Annotated in this window: 16 protein-coding genes; 5 read left to right on the forward strand and 11 right to left on the reverse strand. The window is 61.9% G+C overall.

Annotated features, from left to right (window positions below):
• Positions 1 to 8: 8 nt before the first annotated feature.
• The 7 genes from IMX18_RS08630 to IMX18_RS28265 form a co-directional block, all read right to left on the reverse strand.
• Positions 9 to 1196 carry an acyl-CoA dehydrogenase family protein gene (locus tag IMX18_RS08630; RefSeq protein WP_085615236.1) on the reverse strand — a complete coding sequence of 396 codons (1188 nt, stop codon included), beginning with the start codon at positions 1194 to 1196 and terminating at the stop codon, positions 9 to 11.
• A gap of 9 nt (positions 1197 to 1205) precedes the next feature.
• Complete coding sequence (gene msuE, locus IMX18_RS08635; RefSeq protein ID WP_025338724.1) at positions 1206 to 1766, reverse strand: FMN reductase; 561 nt, start codon at positions 1764 to 1766, stop codon at positions 1206 to 1208.
• A gap of 804 nt (positions 1767 to 2570) precedes the next feature.
• Entirely contained in the window at positions 2571 to 4466 is a 1896-nt protein-coding gene (gene mrdA / locus IMX18_RS08640; RefSeq protein WP_085706279.1) for a penicillin-binding protein 2, read from the reverse strand.
• Between the two features lie 789 nt (positions 4467 to 5255).
• Positions 5256 to 5708 (reverse strand): DUF6756 family protein, encoded by a 453-nt coding sequence (locus IMX18_RS08645; RefSeq protein WP_217190152.1) that lies wholly within the window; start codon positions 5706 to 5708, stop codon positions 5256 to 5258.
• Between the two features lie 397 nt (positions 5709 to 6105).
• A complete protein-coding gene (locus IMX18_RS28220) occupies positions 6106 to 6234 on the reverse strand; it encodes a hypothetical protein (protein ID WP_267918394.1) in 129 nt (42 codons plus the stop codon).
• A 76-nt stretch (positions 6235 to 6310) separates the two neighbouring features.
• A complete protein-coding gene (locus tag IMX18_RS08650) occupies positions 6311 to 6826 on the reverse strand; it encodes an Imm15 family immunity protein (protein WP_217190151.1) in 516 nt (171 codons plus the stop codon).
• Entirely contained in the window at positions 6823 to 7440 is a 618-nt protein-coding gene (locus IMX18_RS28265) for an RHS repeat domain-containing protein (protein WP_225903929.1), read from the reverse strand. The genes IMX18_RS08650 and IMX18_RS28265 overlap by 4 nt, the downstream gene beginning before the upstream one ends.
• A gap of 110 nt (positions 7441 to 7550) precedes the next feature.
• Between IMX18_RS28265 and tssM the strand changes: the two genes are divergently transcribed.
• The gene (tssM, locus tag IMX18_RS08660) at positions 7551 to 10658 is read left to right on the forward strand and encodes a type VI secretion system membrane subunit TssM (protein WP_241865836.1); all 3108 of its coding nucleotides are present in this window, start codon (positions 7551 to 7553) and stop codon (positions 10656 to 10658) included.
• Positions 10659 to 10775: 117 nt separating this feature from the next.
• On the opposite strand, the gene tssJ is transcribed toward tssM, so the two are convergent.
• Genes tssJ through tssG form a run of 3 tightly spaced genes read right to left on the reverse strand, consistent with a single transcriptional unit; the run spans position 10776 to position 13128 of the window.
• A complete protein-coding gene (gene tssJ, locus IMX18_RS08665) occupies positions 10776 to 11555 on the reverse strand; it encodes a type VI secretion system lipoprotein TssJ (protein ID WP_054572616.1) in 780 nt (259 codons plus the stop codon).
• A complete protein-coding gene (locus IMX18_RS08670) occupies positions 11552 to 12121 on the reverse strand; it encodes an FHA domain-containing protein (RefSeq protein ID WP_061304006.1) in 570 nt (189 codons plus the stop codon). The genes tssJ and IMX18_RS08670 overlap by 4 nt, the downstream gene beginning before the upstream one ends.
• Entirely contained in the window at positions 12118 to 13128 is a 1011-nt protein-coding gene (gene tssG, locus IMX18_RS08675; protein WP_054572618.1) for a type VI secretion system baseplate subunit TssG, read from the reverse strand. Before tssG ends, IMX18_RS08670 begins: the two co-directional genes overlap by 4 nt.
• Before the next feature lie 343 nt (positions 13129 to 13471).
• Between tssG and IMX18_RS08680 the strand changes: the two genes are divergently transcribed.
• From IMX18_RS08680 to IMX18_RS08690, 3 genes are read left to right on the forward strand one after another with little or no spacing between them, the layout of a single operon-like run.
• Positions 13472 to 14140 (forward strand): ABC transporter ATP-binding protein, encoded by a 669-nt coding sequence (locus IMX18_RS08680; RefSeq protein ID WP_015270778.1) that lies wholly within the window; start codon positions 13472 to 13474, stop codon positions 14138 to 14140.
• On the forward strand, positions 14137 to 16599 hold the full coding sequence (locus IMX18_RS08685; RefSeq protein ID WP_015270777.1) for an ABC transporter permease: 2463 nt from the start codon (positions 14137 to 14139) through the stop codon (positions 16597 to 16599). The genes IMX18_RS08680 and IMX18_RS08685 overlap by 4 nt, the downstream gene beginning before the upstream one ends.
• On the forward strand, positions 16589 to 17644 hold the full coding sequence (locus IMX18_RS08690; protein WP_139657791.1) for a lipocalin-like domain-containing protein: 1056 nt from the start codon (positions 16589 to 16591) through the stop codon (positions 17642 to 17644). The genes IMX18_RS08685 and IMX18_RS08690 overlap by 11 nt, the downstream gene beginning before the upstream one ends.
• Before the next feature lie 200 nt (positions 17645 to 17844).
• On the opposite strand, the gene IMX18_RS08695 is transcribed toward IMX18_RS08690, so the two are convergent.
• Positions 17845 to 18591 carry an enoyl-CoA hydratase gene (locus tag IMX18_RS08695; protein ID WP_015270775.1) on the reverse strand — a complete coding sequence of 249 codons (747 nt, stop codon included), beginning with the start codon at positions 18589 to 18591 and terminating at the stop codon, positions 17845 to 17847.
• Positions 18592 to 18693: 102 nt separating this feature from the next.
• Between IMX18_RS08695 and IMX18_RS08700 the strand changes: the two genes are divergently transcribed.
• Positions 18694 to 19338 (forward strand): TetR family transcriptional regulator C-terminal domain-containing protein, encoded by a 645-nt coding sequence (locus IMX18_RS08700; RefSeq protein WP_191472532.1) that lies wholly within the window; start codon positions 18694 to 18696, stop codon positions 19336 to 19338.
• Positions 19339 to 19366 lie beyond the last annotated feature (28 nt).

Raw genomic sequence — 19366 nt, forward strand, 5'->3', positions numbered from 1 at the left:
GGCAATCCTCAGGAATAGAAGGATGGGGCAGGGCGCTTGTCGTTGAGGGCCCACTCGCCGAGTTCGTGGATGCGGTAGTCCACCGGGTCGTGCAGGGTTTGCGTGCGCAGGTTGCGCCAGTGCCGGTCGAAGCGCAGCGAAGCATGGGTGGCGCGGGCGCCGGTGACCTCGAACAGGCGGTTGCAGATGTCCAGGCCATGGCGGCTGGCGGCAACCTTGGCGGTGCCGATGGCCAGGGCCAGGTCGCCGCGCTCTTGCGCCGTGAGGGCGTGCTCCCTGGCCCAGGCGGCATCGAGCTGGCGTGCGGCCCGTTCGATCAGCAGGCGCACGCTCTCCAGGCCGACCCAGAACTCGCCGTAATGGCGCAGCACGTATGGGTCTTCGGCGCTGCTGGCGGCGCTGGAGCGGAACCACGGCCGGCTTTCTTTGAGCGTGTACTGGCGGGCCTCCTCGAACGCCCCCTCGGCGATGCCGAGGAACAGGTTGGCGAAGTGCAACTGGGCAATCAGCGGGCGCAGGGCGGCGAACGGCGTGCTCAGGGGGCCTGGGTCGAGCAGCAGTTCGTTGTGCTCCACCCGTACCCGCTCGAAGGTGGCGCTGCCGCTGTCGGTCTGGCGCTGGCCGATGTTGTTCCAGTCACTGTGCAGGCTGATGCCGGTGCGGCCACTGGGGATGGCGGCGATCAGCAGCTTGCCGCCGGCACGTTCGTCCACCGCCGAGGCGATGAGCATTTCCGAATCGCTGGCGCCGGAGCAGAAGCTTTTCTTGCCGGAAAACTCGCACCAGCCATCGAAGTGCTTGACCACGGTGCGGGTGTCCAGCGGGTTCAGGGCATTGCCCCAGAACCACTGCTTGCGGGCGGTCTGCTCGAACCACGGTTGCCATTGGTCCGGGCGCGAGAACAGGCGCACGGTGGCCAGCATCAGGTGATGGAAGCCGAACACGTGGGCGATGGAGCTATCGACCCGGGCGAACTCGCGCACCACCGCGAAGGTGTCGTGCCAGTTGGCGCCCTGGCCGCCGAAGGCCTGCGGGATCACCAGCGACAGCAGGCCGCTGTCACGCAGGGCGTCGCGCTCAGCTTTTGGCGTGCCGCCGCGCTCGTCGCGCTCGACGGCGGTCTGGGCAAACTGCCCGGCCAGTTCGCGGGCGATGGCCAGGGCAGGGCGCCGGGGGGTGTTCACAGGTGCATTCATGGCCGCTCCTCAGGCGCTCTTGCGCAGCGCATGATGGGCGCCGAACAGCGGCACGGCGCGCTCGGCGGCCAGGCGGATACGGGCGGCAAGGGCTGCGCTGGACACCCGGTAGTCGGCCATTTCCGCCTGGCTGGCGAACACGCCGATGGGCAGGGTCAGGGCTTGCAGGAAGCTGAACAGTGGGCGCAGCTGGTGGTCGAGCACCAGCGCGTGGCGCTCGCTGCCGCCGGTGGCTGCGAGCAGCACCGGGGTGTCGACCAGGGCGTCCTGGCCGATCAGGTCGAACAGGTGCTTGAAGTGGCCGGTGAAGCTGCCGCGGTACACCGGCGTGGTCACCACCAGCAGGTCGGCTTTTTCTACCAGGCGCAGTTGCTGTTCCACGGCCTCGGGCAGTTCGCTGCGCCACAGGGCGCTGCCCAGCGGGCGGGCGATCTCGCCCAGTTCGATCAGGTGCGGCTTGATGTGCAGGTGCTGGGCCAGTTCGGCGAGGATCGCCTCGGTCAGGGCCAGGGTGCGCGAAGGGCGGGCAGTGCCGCCGGACAGGGCTACGACGTTCAGTGGGGTGCTCATGGGCAGGTCTCCGGTTCTGGTTGAGCGGGGGACTTTGCTTGAGCAATCGTCGTGCCGAGTTTGAATATTGTTTTATTTCAACTGGTTAGCGCTTTTCTGATGGTTGCGGCGCTGTTGCCGTGTGGGCGTTGCCTGTTGATCGTGTGTTGCGCTGCAGACAGTTGGCCAGGTGTTGGCGGCTGTGCAGTTGGGGGATTTATAGAGGATTACGGAATGATGAAAAAGGAATAAGATTTTATATTCTTATTCCTTTTTGTTTTTTTATGTGCTGGGGCCGCTTCGAGCCCCATCGCGACACAAGGCCCACGGGTGCTGCACATAGCTGCCCAGTGCATGGCTGGGTGGGTGAGGTGGTGCATAGAGCATGCCTTGATTCTTTCTGCGCCAGTGAGATCGAGCGCCGCCCGCGCGGCGCTTCGCGGGACAAGTCGGATCGCCGCACCGCCGCTCCCACATTTGTTGCAACGTACCGAACCTGTCAGGCCATGGTTGCCTGCCTTGGTGCATGTCTTGGGACTGGTGAGGCGGCGGCATCGCCAGCCGAGAAATCGAGTCAAACCAACAAGGCTGACAACCATGGCCTAACAGACATGGCCACGTTGCAACAAATGTGGGAGCGGGCTTGTCCCGCGAAGCGCCGCGCGGGCGGCGCTCGATCTCACTGGCAACAAAGATGTCACGACAAGAACAAGCTTGCCAAAAACCATGGAATCTCCCACAGGATTTGCGCTGCCTGTGACGCAACACTGAACTTGTGGGAGCGGCCTTGCGTCGCGAAAGGGCTGCGAAGCGGCCCCAGAAGCCTCAAGTGTGCGGCACGCTGCGAGGCACTACCCCACCCGCATACTCCGGCTTCAGATGCCCCTGCTCATCCAGCAGATAGGCATCCATCACCTCCCGCACCACCGGCCCTGCCACCCGCCCACCGGCTTCGCCGTTCTCGATCATCACCGCCACCACCACACTCGGGTGATCAGCCGGGGCAAAGCCGACGAACAGGGCATTGTCGCGGTGCCGCTCCAGAGTCTTGTCGCGGTTGTAGCGTTCGCCCTGCTTGATCGCCACCACCTGCGCGGTGCCGCTCTTGCCGGCAATCCGGTATTGCGCACCGGCCGCGGCAGCGCGGGCGATGCCGCGCGGGTCGTGCATGACCATCTGCATGCCCTGGCTGACCTGGTCCCAGGCGTGCCTGTCGTGCAGCACGATATTGGGCATCGGGTTGGGGTCTACCGGCGCATCGCCACCCACGGTCATGGCCAGGTGCGGGCGGTGCCACACGCCCTTGCTCGCCAGCAGGCTGGTGGCCTGGGCCAGCTGCAGCGGGGTGACCTGCATGTAGCCCTGGCCGATGCCCAGGATCAGCGTCTCGCCCGGGAACCAGGCCTGGCGCCGGGTGGCGCGCTTCCACTCGGCCGACGGCATCAGCCCGGACGCTTCCTCGAACATGTCCAGCGACACCTTCTGGCCCAGGCCGAACTCGGCCATGTAGTCGTGCAGGCGGTCGATGCCCAGCTTGTGCGCCAGGTCGTAGAAGTAGGTGTCGTTGGACCGCATGATGGCGGTGTACATATCCACCCAGCCATCGCCGCTGCGGTTCCAGTTGCGGTACTTGTGGTCGTAGTTTGGCAGCTCGTAGTAGCCGGGGTCGAACACCCGGCTGCCCGGGGTGATCACGCCGCTGTCGAGGCCGGCGATGGCCACTTCCGGCTTCACCGTCGAACCGGGGGCATACAAGCCGCGCAGCACGCGGTTGAACAGCGGGCGGTCGATGGAATCGCGCAGGGCGGCGTACTGTTTGAAGCTGATGCCCTTGACGAACAGGTTGGGGTCGAAGCTGGGGTTGCTGACCATCGCCAGCACGTCGCCATTGGCCGGGTCGAGCACAACCACCGAGCCGCGGCGGTCGCCCAGGGCCTTTTCCGCGGCCAGTTGCAGGTGGGCGTCCAGGGTCAGGACGATGTCCTGGCCCGGGGTCGGGGCCTTGTGGTTGAGCACACGCATCACCCGGCCCTGGGCGTTGGTCTCGACCTCCTCGTAGCCCACGTGGCCATGCAGCTGGCTTTCGTAGAAGTGCTCGATGCCGGTCTTGCCGATCGACTGGGTGCCCCGGTATTCGGTGCTGTCGAGGGTCTTGGCCTCTTTCTCGTTGATGCGCCCCACATAGCCCACCGAGTGGGCGAAATGCTCGGCCAGCGGGTACTCGCGGATGAACTGTGGTTCCACCTCCAGGCCTGGCAGGCGGAACTGGTTCACCGCCACCAGGGCGATCTGCTCCTCGCTCAGGCCGACCATCAGGGTCACTGGCTCGAACGGCTTGCGGCCACGGCGCAGGTCCTTGTCGAACTGCTTGCGGTCGTCCTCGGTCAGGCTCAGCACCTGGGCCAGGGTATCGAGCACCTTGGCCGTGTCGCCGCCGGCCCGCTCGCGGGTCATGGTCAGGTCGAAGCTGGGCTTGTTGTCGGCCAGCACCACGCCGTTGCGGTCGTAGATCAGCCCGCGCTCGGGGGCGATGGGCAGCACGTGCACGCGGTTGTTTTCCGATACGGCGGTCTGCTGGTCGTGTTGTAGCACCTGCAGCACATAGAGCCGGCCCACCAGGACGGCGACCAGGCTGAAGACCAGGGCGGCGCAGGCCAGAAGCCGGCGGTTGACCAGGTGCTTTTCCTTTTCGTGGTCCTTGAGGGGTATGGGTTGCGGCATCGGGGTTCTGTCTGCTGATGGTGTGGCTGGGTGAGGTGTGAGCGCTGTGGGCACGCGCCTGTGGGAGCGGGTGTGCCCGCGAATGGGCCGCGCAGCGGCCCCGGGGGGCGGTGATGCTACGCAAGGTAGTGAGCCCCCTCAAGGTGAAGGCCTGCGGCTGCAGAAGCGAAGAGGGCTGCCACGCCCGCAATCAGGGCGCTCGCCAGCAAAATGAAGATTTGTTCATGGCGGCAGTGCGTTGGTGGGGGTGGCTGAAAGCCAGGCGTGATTGAACGGAGGTATTGGTCAAGCGCTAGAAAGCTTGTGCGTGCCTCTGCGGGAGAAACTGTCGGGCGCAATGAGGGTGATTGCCCAGCCCTTTTGGGCTGCGCTGTCGCGCAGAGAACAAATATCGCTCTTTGTAGGAGCAGCCTTGTGCTGCGAAGAGGCCGGTACTGACAAAGCCTGTCTATTGTCTGTACCGGCCTCTTCGCAGCACAAGGCTGCTCCTACAGAACCTCGCTGAACCAATGAGTCATGTGTTGTTCTACGAGAGCGGGCGATCCCGCGAACACGGGCACAGCCCGTGCCATATACCGCGATGTGGTTTCATGAGGCCGACTCCTTTAACCTTGCGCCCTGTGCTTGGATACGTTCTCTGTTTTTGCTAACCCGAATGGCTCTAGCCACAGTATGGGCTGTAAACGTAGGTAGATAAGCTTTGAACGTCCGCGTATCCAACCGGATCCCTCCTGATAAACCAACCTACCAGCGGATCATAGTGCCGATTTCGGGCGTAATTCAGCTCGTCTAATCACTCTTTGTTTCAGGTGCGCTGCAGAAAATCAGATCACCATGATCGTTTTCAGCTATCATCCAGCTTAATTGCTTATCAACTATGTAGTATTCGAAGTGTCTACAATCATCAAGTATTGAAATTATATTTTTAAATGGCAGGCTAAAGAGGAGCTTTTCTTCGTTGTCTTCGTCCGCTATCAGCCATACATCTTCCAGTGGTTTTGGGGCTAACTCGCATAAGTGAAGATATCCGGTGTTGTCATCGAAATTTTGTATATTGGGCTTTGATCGCAATGATGTCCACCAAGCGCGTGGGTTGCCTTTTATAAAGGTGGATTGAATTTTTGATAAGATTTCTTTTTTATGCGTGGGCTCTACGCGTGAAAGCTGTTGCTTGTCGAACGCTTGAGAAATTTCTTCAGCGAATGTTAAAAAATTCAAGTGCATTGTAACCTCACTTTTCATCGGGGCGATTCAGGCGCTGCAGATCTGAGTAGATGGCAGACAAATGTCCCGGACTCGAAAAATAGTGGGTGGTGTGGCTTTGCCTTCCAGAGTCCGGCACTCGTCGTAGTGTTGTATGTCCCATGCCGGGCCGTCTTGCCGGGTGAGTCAGTTCTCGATTAATTTACGTTAGAATAGACTGGGTGTTTAATCCGGGGATTACTATCTCGACTAGGTTTGTTGTCGAGGCTTCATGGCAAAAAACTATCGGACAAGCTTGCTATTATTTGAGTTGCTTCATCTCTGCTGCATAGCCTCGCAACCAAGCAGAAAAATGGGAAGGCTGCATAGCCTTCTAATGAACGAAGACCAGTGTGTTGCCCCGACTGTTTGGATTAGTTTATCGGTTTCTTGTGGATTAAGTTGTGTGGCGCAATTTTTTGCGTTTGAAATCAAGTTCTCTTTTTTTTGACTCAAATTTGTTCAGGCGCTTATTTCCCTGTGCTTTTCGGTAAAGTAATTCCTTTTTATAATGGTTGGCTTTCATTGGCAGCGCTCCTTTTCATAAAATGTTTTGCCTTTTCCAGATGGCGTACTCGTCATAGCGGCAATACGTGCTGCAGCTAATTTAAAATCGCATAAACTCTGATAATGTCCTCATTGCAGGTCGGATCAAAAAAGCGGCTTTCATAAAATGTGAATAATGGGCTAAGTCCACACGACTCGAACTGTTCTCGAACCAATTTTGTTTCCAATGATGCGTCTGATTTCTGCTTTGACTTCAATTTGTTTGAAAAGTCATCCATTGTGGAGTTTGAGTTTACAAAAAAATTAGGTATTGGAGGTTCGGTTTTGCTTGAAAAATTAAAATTCGTGTAGGAAATTGCCAGAAAACGCCCCTTGAGGTCGTGACCTTTGCTCTGCATGTGTAGTAATGCAGAGTTGAGTACAAAAAACGCAGTACTCAGAAGGATGTTTGAGATTTCGACTTCTTTTAAGTTGGGCGCTAGCTTTGCTAGTTTTCTGTATCTTGAGATCAAGGGGAACTCTTCGAATGTTTCGTACGTGTCCAGAAATACATCGAGATCAATGTAGGGCTCATTCTTTACTAGGGTGTCAAATGTTTTTCGTATGTTCATTTTTTAATGCTCCATCCGTGATCGTTCAACCAGTCTATGGTCTTTTTTGAAAAAGTTACACTGCCTTTGCCTTTGTCGTGAATGGAACCGTCCAAGTTGTATCCTGAGCCGCATGGACAGTGTGCATGCCATTGGCTCTTAGGTACATCATCTTCCGGTGCGTCAATTCTGGTTATTTCTTTTGGAGCTTGTCCACGCTCTACTTTTCTCTGCGCCTGTTTAGGTACTCCGGTCGGCTTATTTTTAGCGAGTCCTAGTGGGTCGATCCATTGCGTTGGATTTTGAACATAGAGGTAGACGTTCAATCCACCATCAAATCCTATAGGGTCTTCCGCGATAAACCGCCCGATATGCGGGTCATAGTACCGGTAACGGTTATAATGCAGCCCCGTCTCAACATCCCAATACTGCCCCTGAAAGCGTAGCGGATTACGAATCTCCGCCCACTTCGCCCCGTCACTCCGCTGCTCCTCCGCCAAACCCCAGGCCTTGTACCTCCCGCTCCAGGCAATCCCCCCATCCTCGCCGGTCAACTCCATCGGCGTCCCTAGCTGGTCGCACTGGTACCAAGCCATCGCATCAAACGCTTTCGGCATCGGCTTATGCAGCCACACCGGATCCTTGTCGATGTCATAGTCGTAGCGCTCGTACTCGTTGCACCCAGCAGGCCAGTACGGATCCGGACCTGGCTTTTGGCATCGACTGGTGGGTAGGTGACGACGCGGTGCTGATCGATCCGCCGGGCGAGTTCATCAGCCAGCCTGAGCGCCCGGCGCGTGTGGTCAAGCCCATCAAGGAGGAGGGGGGCGATAACAACACGCTGCCAGCAGTGCAGGAGGCTGCACTGACGGCGAGAGCACCGGCCGAGCCCACAGGCTTGCCGGCGGGCGTCGAGCGACGCCTGTGGCGGCACATGATTGGCTGGCTTGCCCAGAACCGCAGCCGACGGCCACTCAATGGCGTGGTCTTGCTGGTGGATATGGTCAACCTGTTCGGGCGATCGGCGAAGGCGCGACGTGACCTGGCCTTGATGCTGCGCGCGCGCCTGACGGAGCTGGGCGGTGAGTTGGGTACGCGCTTGCCGCTGTACGTGGTGATGAGCAAGTTCGACTTGCTGGACGGTTTCGAGGAACTGTTCGCCGCGCTCCCGGCCCGTGAGCGGGAAGAGGTGCAGGGCTTTACCTTCACGTTGGGTTCGGTAAAGGACTTCGATGCCTGGCTGCACGAGCTGGAGGGAGCCTATCAGGGCTTTCTGGGGCGCCTCGGCAGGCAACTGATGAGCGCTACCGTGGGCGCGCCTGGCACCACGGGCAAGAGCGCCTGCTCGCTGCTTCGGGAGCTGAGCGGGGCGCAGGAGATGTTGCTGAATTTCCTTGGTGATGTACTGGTCAGTGACCGCTACAGCACCCCACCCCTGGTGCGTGGCCTGTACTTTTCCTCGGTCTACCAGCGAGGCGAAGTGCGCAACCTGCTGGCGGATGCTTCTGCCCGCGCCTTTGCCTTCGCTGCCCCGGCTTTGTCGACCAAGCCGCAAGGCACCTCCGTGGTGTATTTCGCGCAGCGGCTGTTGCAACGCGTGGTCTACCCAGAGGCCGGCCTGGCGGGCGACAACCGCAAGGTCGCCCGGCGCAAGGGCCGCCTGTTGAAGGGCGGCGCCGTGGCGGCGAGTGTGTGCGGGTTGGCCATGGCCGGTGGTTGGGCGTACTTCTACAGCGTCAACCGTGACAAGGCGGAGCAGGTGCTGGAGAAAAGCCTTGCGTTCAGCGACACCAGCACGGACGCCAAGGATGATTTGACCGGGCGCAGCCTGCTGCTGCCCTTGAATGAGATCCGTGATGCCGTGAGCCTGTACGGCGATTATCGCTCTGGTTGGAGCGTGTTCACGGATATGGGGCTGTACCAGGGCAAAGCCATTGGCCCGCAAGTGGACCAGGCGTACCTGAATGCCCTGGCCCAGCGCTTTCTACCGGTGATTGCGGGCGGCGTGGCAGCGTCTGTCAAGCAAGCCGCCCCCGGTAGCGACGAGCAGTTGGCGGCATTGCGCGTGTATCGCATGATCGAGGATCGCGGTAATCGTCGGGCAGAGATGGTCGAGCAATGGATGGCTCGCGAGTGGCAAAGGGCGTATCCGGGCCAGGGCCAGCTGCAGGCCGCGCTGATGCGCCACCTCAGGTACGCTTTGGCCTACGCAGATGTCGAGCTGCCGGAGTATCGGAAAGTCGTTGCCCAAGCGCAGCAGCAGCTGCGCAAGCTGCCGCTGGCCGAGCGTGTCTACATCGGCTTGAGGCAGCAGGCTCGGGAGCAATTGCACGGTGAGCTGGATTTGCGCAACGAGATCGGCCCAGCGTTCGATATCGTCTACAGGCCACTGGCCGAGCGCGATCACCAGGCGGCCGTCGACGGCAATTTGTCCCTGCCACCTTTACTGACGGCGACGGGCTTTCGCGACTATTTCGACCAGCATAGCCAGAACGTGGCCGACCTCGCCCTGGTCGATCAGTGGGTGCTAGGGGAGCGGCGTAGCCTCGACTACTCCGACATGGACCGCCAGGCCCTGGCGGAGCGTCTGCGAGCCCTGTACAGCGCCGACTACATCGACAGTTGGCGGCGTGTGCTGAACCGGTTTTCGGTTGCCGAATTCAGCGATCTTGCGCATGCCTTGGGTGTTCTGGAACAAGTCAGCGGCCCGGCAGCGCCGATACGCCGGCTGCTGGAAACCGTGCGCAGCAATACGCTGATCTATCCGCAGGCCGCGGACAGCGAGAAGGATTCGAAAGCCGATCCGCAGGTTCGCATGCAGGCCATGGGCATCTATCGGTCTTTCGCGGGGCTTTCGGGGATGCTCGACGTGCGGGGTGACAAACCGTCCTACCATGACGAAACACTCCAGGCGATCAGCGCTGTACACGACTACCTGAAGGCGGTGCAGGACAGCCCTGACCGGGGCAAGGCCGCCCTGGCGCTAGTGTTGAGCCGTTTTTCGGAAACGGCGCCCGACCCCATTCGCAACCTTCAGCGCATTGCCACGGGCCTGCCGGAACCCCTCAATCGGCATGTTCGCCAGCTGGCGGAGCAGACTTCGCAGGTGCTGATGGTCATGGCGTTGCGGGAGCTGGAGCAGCGTTGGGATGCCGAGGTTTACAGCGTCTACCAGGAACGACTGGCCTCACGCTATCCCATCGACCCGGCCGGGCCGGATGTGTCGCTCAAGGATTTTGAAGCCTTCTTTGGCCCGCAAGGCCAGCTCAAGCGCTTCCAGGACCAGTACCTTGCGGTGTTTCTCGAAGACAACCTCGATGCGCTGTACTCCCGTGCGGATGAAGGTTACCTGGTCCGCCCCGAAGTCATGGTGCAGCTCAAGCAGGCTGAAGCCATACGCAACGCGTTTTTCGACAATCGCGGGGAGCTGAACGTGAGCTTTGGCCTGGAGCCTCTGGCGATCAGCGGTGGCTTGCGCGGCAGCGTCTTCGACCTGGATGGGCAGCTGCATGCGTTTGCGGACCGGGGCAAGGAGCCGATCGGCATGACCTGGCCGGGCCCTGCCGGGGAGAGTGGGCATAGCCGTGTCACCCTGGTGCAGGTTGCGGGTACCACTGTCAGCCTGGGCTATCACGGCCCCTGGTCGCTCTACCGCCTGCTCAGCCGCGGTGGGCTGAATGCCCGTACATCCACCAGTATCGATCTCGGTTTCATGATTGCCGGCGATACGGCGCGCTACAAGGTTCACACCACGGGCGCAAACAACCCCTTCACCCGCCCGCTCTTTGCAGGGTTCGCCCTGCCGCAGCGGTTGTTGCGTGACAGCCCGGCCAGCGAGGTGGCCGGGCGATAGGGCACGGCGCAGGCCACCCAAGAATCCCGATACCAGTGGCCTGGGTCGGGATTCGTTGTCTGTTTGTTCCGGTGCCTGGTCCGGCCTTCACAGGATGCTTTTTTTTTATTGGACGGATCATTTGTCACGGCGGTATTCACTGTCTTGCCTGAGTTCAACGGCGTTGTTCTCGAAGTGAACGTGTACGGTATGGTTGTAACCGCGTGCCTGGATGCGTACTGCATCTTTCCAGCGGCCCTTGGGGTTATCGCCCAGGCGAGCAACGACGGCGATGTAGCGGGTGCGCTCGTTGATTTCTTCGTGTTCGATGAACTTGAACTGGCCAGGGGTCAGACGGTAGTCATCGACGCTGATCAGCGTGGTGCCCAGTGCTTTATCCAGGTCTTCTTCGACTTGCTCATAAGTGGCATCCAGCAACAACGAATCGTCCCGGAGTTGAAGTACCTTGAAAACGATGGATGACGGGGCCTGGTGTTGTGGTTGCAGGTCGAGTTCCTCAGGCAAAGCAGTTTGGGGCGTTGCGTAACTGGCCAATGCCGCAGGCGCCGGCCCGACGATGGCTTGCTCGCCCTCGACAGAAGTGGGGTAGTTGCGGTGCAGCTGCTCCGCCAGTGAGCTCAGCTTGTCAGTCAGCTCGACAGGACTTGTGGCGCTGAGGTTGGCCGCCAGCTGTTCCGGGTGGTCATGCAGCGGTAGGTGTGTGCCTGAATCTGTCGGTTCGAGGCTGACAGGCGCAGGCGGGTCTGCGGCGTAGAGGCTCAGCGCCAGGTGGCTGATGTCATTGTTGGGGCCACCGACTGGCAAAGCCGGATCCATCGCCACCTGGTAGATCTTGCTGATCGAAGTACAACCACTGATCGCCAGGCAGGCCAGTAGCAAACCTACAGGCTTGTTCATTGCACCTCCTTGCCGAAGATTTCGACTATGGCCGGGTCAACCCGGGCTTGTGCGGCCCTGTCCAGATACGCCAACGGATCAAGCTCATCCACGGGACCAGGCATTGAGGCCTGGAAAAATCCGGCGATATCCGTAATCGGTACGCCAAGTACCTGCAGCGGGCACATCTGCTGATCAACCCCCAGCTCGGAGAGCGGGTCCCTGCGGGTATGCGGCTGCGGCTCTTCCTCGTCCTCGCCCAGGTGTATGGCAATCTGATAGTCACCCATCTGCAGTCTGTCGTTGTGCCTGAGGCGGACAGGCGTACCCGAAAGCAACTGGGTGTCACTGCCATTCATGAAACTCTTGCCGCTGTGGTCAATGATGCAGAAATGGCCTTCATGCCAGCCGATTTCGCAGTGCACCGGCAGGATGCGAACGCCCCGATCATGCAGGCGCCAAGCACCTTGACTGCCGATGGAGCCGCCAGCCCGATCGAAGCGATGCCGCGGTTCGCTGCCGTGCAAGAGTTTTTCCGGGTTGAGGACGGTGAGCGTGACGCTGGGGGAGAGAACATTTGTACTCATGTGCGTACCGTGATGCGAACAGGGGGAGGCGTGGGGTCATTGCGGTTGGCGATGAAGCTTGTCCAACCGAGGTGGGTGCCATGCTCGGCCCGTAGGCTGAAGGGTGGGGCTTGCTTGGCACACATGCGTAACTCCAGGTCATAGGCCCCGACATCACGGAGCAGGAATTCCACCAGCCGCGCCAGCCTCTGGTAGTTGTCACCGCTGGGCAGGAATTCGCGGAACTGCTGCTGATTCAGGCCTGCGATCACAATGGTGAACTTGCTGCTGCGTGACTCGATGCTGTCGCCAACCAGGAAGTTGTTGCCGAGTTGGTAGTTTCTGGCCCCCAGGCAGTTGCGTTGGGAAGTGGGAATCGAGACGGTGCGCTTTTCGAATTCGCGGATGGCAACCTGCTGGAGGTCGAAGCAATGCGCGATCATGCCGGCTACCATGCCGGGGGAGCGGCTGCGGCTGGCGATCATTCCCACGAAACTGAGCAAGCGGCTCCAGGGTAGCGGCGTAGCGCCGCGTAGTGCTGAGTCGTCCAGGCCGATCAGGGCGAAGACATAGCGGGAGAAACCGTCCTTCGCGCCCGCTTGGAAGCGTACGTAGTAGCGGTACTTGCGCCATCCTTGATGGAGCAGGGTATGAAGGCGATGGTTGAAGAAATTGAGGAAAGCCGGGCGTAAACCGATGCCGTGTGCGTTTTCGTAGGCGATCTCGTCAAGGTAGTAAGTGGGCAGTGGCGAGTCTGTGCCATGCAGGCCCAGAAAACTTGCCTGGATGCGGTAGCGGTCGTCCTTCAAGCGATCGGCGCGCAACACGTCGGCAACAGGGAAAGACAGGCTGGGGGACACTTCCAGCCGTAATCGGCGTCTCGTCTCTCGAGCAAGTGGGCGTTGTTCCAGATCGTCGTCGTGTACGTGATACAGCAATTCCAGTAGCTGGAAATAGGCGTACTGGTGGGCGCTTTCCAAAGCGATATCGACCTGGCCAGCGGCGTGCAGAACTACTGGTTTTTCCATGGTTGAGTCTCTTGCCGTAACTAACGGGTGCGAAGTGAATGCTGATCGTAGTCGATGGTTTCTGATTCAGGTCATTGTTTTCTCTTCAGAAAGTGAATATCGGCCAATAAAAAGAACTTTCTGTAGGAAGTGTCTTTTTTTATTGGTGCAAGGCTGTTTATGTTGACTTTTCGGTAAGGCATTCAGGGGCGTGGAATTAATAAGTTCATCGAGGGTTGAAGTTGGAAACCGCTTTTCGAATTGAGCCGGAAATTGCTTTATCGGGGAAAACGACGAGTGTTCGTTCACGCCGCGATGAACCTGCTATTCCTAAGAAGACCCCTGAACTCACCAAGGCCCGTCGATGCTGGTCATCGAGCAACTGCACAAATCATTCCCCACCCCCCTGGGCCCGCTCCCCGTGCTGCTGGGCGTCGACCTGCGCCTGGCGCGCGGCAGCAGCCTGGCGCTGATGGGCGAGTCGGGCAGCGGCAAGAGCACCTTGCTGCACCTGGTGGCCGGCCTGGACCGTGCCGACAGTGGCCGCATCCTGATCGACGATACCCCGCTCGACAGCCGTTCCGAGGCGTCGCTGGCGTTGTGGCGGCGGGAGGGCATAGGCCTGGTGTTCCAGCAGTACAACCTGATCAGCAGCCTGGACGTGGGGGCCAATCTCGCGTTCCAGGCGCGGCTGGCCGGTCGGCATGATCCCGATTGGCTGGCCTATCTGGCGCAGCGCCTGGGTTTGGCGGATTTGCTGGCGCGTTACCCGGAGCAATTGTCTGGTGGCCAGCAACAGCGGGTTGCCATCGGCCGCGCCCTGGCCGGGCGCCCGGCCTGGTTGCTGGCCGACGAACCCACCGGCAGCCTCGATGAAACCAGCAGCGATGAGGTGTTGAGCCTGCTGTTGCAGCTGGTCGCCGAGGCTGGCAGTGGGGTGCTGATGGTGACCCACAGCCCGCGGTTGGCGGCGCGCTTGCAACAGCGTTGTTACCTGCAGGCCGGCCGTGTGCGGCCCGAGCAGGGCGGATGAGGCTTCTATCGCTGGCCCTGCTGGCGCTGCTCAGCCACTGGCGGCGCCATCGCGTGCAGTTTTTCAGCATCTTCACCGGCCTGTGGCTGGCAACGGCGCTGTGGACCGGCGTGCAGGCGCTGAACAGCCAGGCACGCAGCGACTATGCCCGCGCCAGCGCGGTGCTGGCCGGGCCGTTGCAGGCGCAACTGGTGCCGCGCCGTGGCGAGCGCTTCGACCAGGCACTGTACGTGCAGTTGCGCAGACTGGGCTGGGCGGTGACGCCGGTACTGGAAGGGCGCTTGCGTTTTGCTGGTGAGCCGGCGCGCAGCGTGCGGTTGATCGGCATCGAGCCGTTGAGCCTGCCGCCGGCCAGCAGCATCGCCGGTGTGCAGCCCGGGGCGTTCGATCTGCAAGCCTTTATCGGCATGCCCGGGCAAGCCTGGGTCGGGCCGGACACCTTGCGCCAGCTGCATGCCGGCCCCGGGGCCTCAGCACGCGACAGCGAAGGGCAGCTGCTGCCGCCGTTGGTTCTACAGCCAGCGCTGGCCCCAGGGGTGATCGTGGTCGATATCGGCCACGCCCAGGCGTTGCTGCATGCACCCGGGCAGTTGTCGCGCTTGCTGGTGGCTGCCATGCCGGGGCCGCTGCCGGCGGATATCGCGCCTTACCTTGAGCTGCAACCCCGGCAGGACGATGGCGGCTTGCAGCGGCTGACCGACAGTTTCCACCTCAACCTGACCGCCCTTGGCCTGCTGGCGTTCGTCGTCGGCCTGTTCATTGCCCATGCCGCAATCGGTTTGGCACTGGAACAGCGGCGCGGCCTGATTCGCAACCTGCGCGCCTGTGGCATCGGCCTGCAAACCTTGCTGTGCGCCTTGGTGCTGGAGCTGGGGCTGTTCGCGGTGCTGGGCGGTCTTGCCGGCGTGGCCAGTGGTTACGGGCTGGCCGCGTGGTTGCTGCCCGATGTGGCCGCCAGCTTGCGCGGCCTGTATGGCGCCCAGGTCGCCGGGGCGCTGAGCCTGCCCGCAGGGTGGTGGCTGATGGGCGTGCTGGTGAGTGTGCTGGGGGCGCTGCTGGCGGGTTTGGGCAGTGTACTGCGTGCGGCGCGGTTGCCGTTGCTGGCGCTGGCGCAACCTCAGGCATGGCGGTTGGCCCAGGGGCCTTGGTTGCGGCGCCAGGCCCGGGTGGCCGGCCTGTTGCTTTTGCTGGCCCTGGGCTGTGGCGTGCTGGGCGACAGCCTGCCCAGCGCGTTCGGCCTGCTGGCAGGCTTGCTGCTGGCGGCGGCGCTGCTGCTGCCGGCCTTGCTCGACCGGGTGCTGGCCTGGCTGGCGCGGCATTGCCGGCGGCCTTTGGCGCAATGGTTCGTCGCCGACAGCCGCCAGCAATTGCCTGCCCTGAGCCTGGCGTTGATGGCACTGTTGCTGGCGCTGGCGGCCAGTGTCGGGGTGGGCAGCATGACCGAGGGCTTTCGCAAGACCTTTGTCAGCTGGCTTGACCTGCGCCTGTCCGCCGACCTGTATGTCACGCCAAGGGACACCGCCCAGGGCTTGCAGATAGCCGAGTGGCTCGGGCAGCAACCTTCGGTGGAGGTGGTATTGCCCGGCTGGCGTGTGGAAACACAGCTGCAGGGCTGGCCGGTGCAGGTCCAGGGCATCGTCGATCATCCCGTCTATCGCAGACGCTGGCCATTGCTGGCGCAGCAAAAGCAGGCCTGGCAGCAACTGGCCGCCGGGCAGGCCGTGATGCTCAGTGAACAGCTGGCCAGGCGACTGAAGCTGCAGCTGGGCGATCGCCTGAGGCTGCCCGCAGACACTTCGCCAGCCCTGAGCGTTGTGGGCATCTATGCCGATTACGGCAACCCCAAGGGGCACATGCTGGTCAATGCCGGCTGGCTGCGCGGGCATTGGCCACAGGCAACCCTGACCGGGTTGAGTGTCGATCTGGTGGGCGACCAGGTGTCGGCGCTCGAGGCTGCATTGCAGCAGCGCTTCGCCCTGGACGACAGCCGCTTGGTCGAGCAGGCGCGTCTCAAACGTTGGTCGACCGACGTGTTCAACCGCACCTTCGCCGCCACCGCCGCGCTCAACAGCCTCACTCTTGGCGTGGCAGGCGTGGCGCTGTTCATCAACCTGCTGACCCTGGGCCAGACCCGCCTGGGCCAGCTGGCGCCGCTGTGGGCACTGGGTGTGCGGCGCACGCACCTGGTGTGGCTGAGCCTCGGGCAGACACTGTTGCTGAGCAGCCTTACCGTGCTGCTGGCGATTCCGCTGGGCATCCTGCTGGCCTGGTGCCTGGTCGCGGTGGTGAACGTGCAGGCATTCGGCTGGCGTTTGCCGCTCTACGTGTTCCCTGCGCGACTTCTGCACCTGGCCGTGCTGGGCATGCTTACCAGCCTGTTGGCCAGCGCCTGGCCACTGTGGCAGCTGGCGCGTCGCCAGCCGCGCGAACTGTTGAGGCCGTTTGCCGATGAAGCGTAGCGCCTGGCTGTTGCTGTGTGGGTTGCTGGGCGGCTGTGACCAGCCCGCCGAGCAAAGCTATGCCGGGCTCGGGCAGCAGGCGGGCGAGTTCAGCCAGGTAAGCCGCGGCCATCGCCTGGAATTTCCGCGTGACCACGGGGCCCACGATGGTTTTCGCATCGAATGGTGGTATGTCACCGCCAACCTTCAGGACCTCCAGGGGCGGGACTGGGGCGCGCAGTGGACGCTGTTTCGCTCGGCCCTGCGCCCAGGCCCCGAAGCTGCTGGCTGGAACAGCCCGAACCTGTGGATGGGGCACGCGGCGTTGACCGGCCCCGGGAGGCATCGGTCTGGCGAAACCTTGGCGCGCGGGGGTATCGGCCAGGCTGGCGTGCAGGCCCAGCCGTTCCGGGCGTGGATCAATGACTGGTCGTTGCAGGGCAGCAATGGCATCGAAAATCTGCAAATGGTCGCCGGTGGTGACGGCTTTCGCTATGACCTGCAACTGCACAGCGATCGGCCCTTGGTGCTGCACGGGGACCAGGGCTACAGCGAGAAGTCCGGCAAGGGGCAGGCTTCGTACTATTACAGTCAGCCGTTCTATCGGGTGAGTGGGGAAGTGCAGCGTGACGGCCAGTGCATTGCCGTCACCGGCCAGGCCTGGCTGGACCGGGAATGGAGCAGCCAGCCGCTGGCTGCCGGGCAGACGGGTTGGGACTGGTTTTCCCTGCACCTGGACAGTGGCGCCAGGCTGATGCTGTTTCAGGTGCGCGAGGTGCAGGGGGAGGCGTATCGCGCCGGGACCTGGGTCGGCCCGCAGGGTGAAGTGGTGGTGCTGCAGGGGGCGCAGATCCAGCTGCAGGCGCTGGCCTGGGCCCGGCAGAAGAACGGCAAGCAGGTGCCGACGCGATGGCGGGTGCAGGTGCCGGAGCATGGCGTGGATGTGCGGGTCGAGGCTGTGGAATCGCAGGCCTGGATGGAGACACGGTTCCCGTACTGGGAGGGGCCGGTGCGCTTGACCGGGAGTGCGGGTGGGCGTGGGTATCTGGAGATGACCGGCTATTAGCAATCCTGGGGTTTCTGAGTTTTTCTGGGGCTGCTTTGCAGCCCTTTCGCGACACAAGGCCGCTCCTACAGGGAATCGCGCCAACTTTTAGAATTTGAGCGAGACAGTTGCTCGCACAGGTACTGCATAAGGCTTGAGGTCGATGCAGTCGAGGTGGGAGCTGGCTTGCCGGCGATGGGCCGCAACGCGGCCCCTGGGTTTCAATCTTTGATCAACCCTCGCAACACCGCTCGCGCTTCTTCAGTGCGCAAGCATTCGATGAACAACCGGGCCTCCCGCGCCACTGTCGCCTCGAGCTCGGCCCGCTGGCCGTCCTTGAGCAGCCGCTTGCTGATGCGCAGCGCCGCCTGCGGGTAACCTTGCAGCTGTCGCGCCAGGCGCCGGGCAGCTGCAAGGCACTGTTCACCGTCTTCATGCAGTTCATTGGCCAGCCCCCAGGCCACCATCCGTTCACCGTCGAGCAACTCGTTTGCCAGCAGCAGGCGAGCCGCCCGGGCATGGCCAAGCAAACGCGGCAGCAGCAGGCTGGAACCAAACTCCGGGCACACGCCCAACGGCGCGAAAGGGATGCGCAACTTGGTCGTACGGCTGACCAGCACCTGGTCGCAATGCAACAGCAAGGTGGCACCGATGCCGATCGCCGCGCCACTGACCGCGGCAATCAGCGGTTTGTCCAGGCCCATCACCACCCGCATCAGGCGGAACACCGGGCTGTCCAGGTCGGCAGGCGGGTTGTCGAGGAAGTCGCGCAAGTCATTGCCGGCGGTAAAGCACTGCGGCCCACCGGTGATGATGATGGCTTCGACATCAGGGTCTTCACCTGCCGCCAGCAGCAGGTCGCCCAGCTGTTGGTACATGGCGGTGTTCAAGGCATTGAGCTTGTCGGGGCGGTTGAAGGCCAGGGTCAGCAGGCCCTGGTCCAGGTCACGTGTGATCAGGTCGTTCATGGCAGCCGCTTTTGTTGTTGTGGGCATGGGTGCCAAGGGTTTATCACGCAGTCCGGCTTGTTGTACAGTCGTTCAGTCCAGCCCCTAGCCCGAGAGCCGCCGATGAACCAGGAAGCCCGCTACCACCGCATGCTGCCGGAATTGCGCAAAGCCAACCTGGTCGAGGCGACCTTGGTATGCCTCAAGCGCCATGGCTTTCAGGGTGCGTCGATCCGCAAGATTTCAGCAGAAGCCGGGGTTTCGGTCGGATTGATCAGCCATCACTATGCCGGCAAGGATGAGCTGGTGGCCGAAGCCTACATGGCAGTCACCGGTCGGGTGATGGGCCTGCTGCGCGAGGCCATGGCCCAGGCCGCGCCCAATGCTCGCGAGCGGCTGTCGGCGTTCTTCCGTGCCTCGTTTTGCTCCGAGCTGCTCGACCCGCAGTTGCTCGACGCCTGGCTGGCGTTCTGGGGCGCGGTGAAGACCGCCGATGCGATCAATCAGGTGCATGACCATTCCTATGGCGAATACCGCAATGAGCTGAGCGGGCTGCTGGCCACGCTGGCCGGGGAGGAGGGCTGGCAGGGCTTCGATGCCGACCTGGCGGCAATCAGCCTGAGCGCCTTGCTCGATGGCCTGTGGCTGGAGTCGGGGCTCAACCCCGGTACCTTCACCCCCGAGCAGGGCGTGCTGATCTGCGAGGCCTGGGTCGATGGCCTGCAGGCCGGTGGCCGGCGCCGCTTCAGCCTGCCGGAGGGCTGTTGATCGCCTGTTCAGTAACGAGTAGGCTGCT

Source organism: Pseudomonas shirazica (assembly GCF_015168335.1).
Taxonomy (GTDB): domain Bacteria; phylum Pseudomonadota; class Gammaproteobacteria; order Pseudomonadales; family Pseudomonadaceae; genus Aquipseudomonas; species Aquipseudomonas asiatica.

Excerpts from the sequence above, each read along its gene's own strand:
- IMX18_RS08650 (WP_217190151.1), bottom strand. The coding sequence starts at position 6,826 with ATGAACATACGAAAAACATTTGACACCCTAGTAAAGAATGAGCCCTAC.
- tssG (WP_054572618.1), bottom strand. The coding sequence starts at position 13,128 with ATGGAAAAACCAGTAGTTCTGCACGCCGCTGGCCAGGTCGATATCGCT.
- IMX18_RS08670 (WP_061304006.1), bottom strand. The coding sequence starts at position 12,121 with ATGAGTACAAATGTTCTCTCCCCCAGCGTCACGCTCACCGTCCTCAAC.
- IMX18_RS28220 (WP_267918394.1), bottom strand. The coding sequence starts at position 6,234 with ATGAAAGCCAACCATTATAAAAAGGAATTACTTTACCGAAAAGCACAG.
- IMX18_RS08645 (WP_217190152.1), bottom strand. The coding sequence starts at position 5,708 with ATGAAAAGTGAGGTTACAATGCACTTGAATTTTTTAACATTCGCTGAA.
- IMX18_RS08630 (WP_085615236.1), bottom strand. The coding sequence starts at position 1,196 with ATGAATGCACCTGTGAACACCCCCCGGCGCCCTGCCCTGGCCATCGCC.
- IMX18_RS08680 (WP_015270778.1), top strand. The coding sequence starts at position 13,472 with ATGCTGGTCATCGAGCAACTGCACAAATCATTCCCCACCCCCCTGGGC.
- mrdA (WP_085706279.1), bottom strand. The coding sequence starts at position 4,466 with ATGCCGCAACCCATACCCCTCAAGGACCACGAAAAGGAAAAGCACCTG.
- msuE (WP_025338724.1), bottom strand. The coding sequence starts at position 1,766 with ATGAGCACCCCACTGAACGTCGTAGCCCTGTCCGGCGGCACTGCCCGC.
- IMX18_RS08690 (WP_139657791.1), top strand. The coding sequence starts at position 16,589 with ATGAAGCGTAGCGCCTGGCTGTTGCTGTGTGGGTTGCTGGGCGGCTGT.
- IMX18_RS08700 (WP_191472532.1), top strand. The coding sequence starts at position 18,694 with ATGAACCAGGAAGCCCGCTACCACCGCATGCTGCCGGAATTGCGCAAA.
- tssJ (WP_054572616.1), bottom strand. The coding sequence starts at position 11,555 with ATGAACAAGCCTGTAGGTTTGCTACTGGCCTGCCTGGCGATCAGTGGT.
- IMX18_RS08685 (WP_015270777.1), top strand. The coding sequence starts at position 14,137 with ATGAGGCTTCTATCGCTGGCCCTGCTGGCGCTGCTCAGCCACTGGCGG.
- IMX18_RS08695 (WP_015270775.1), bottom strand. The coding sequence starts at position 18,591 with ATGAACGACCTGATCACACGTGACCTGGACCAGGGCCTGCTGACCCTG.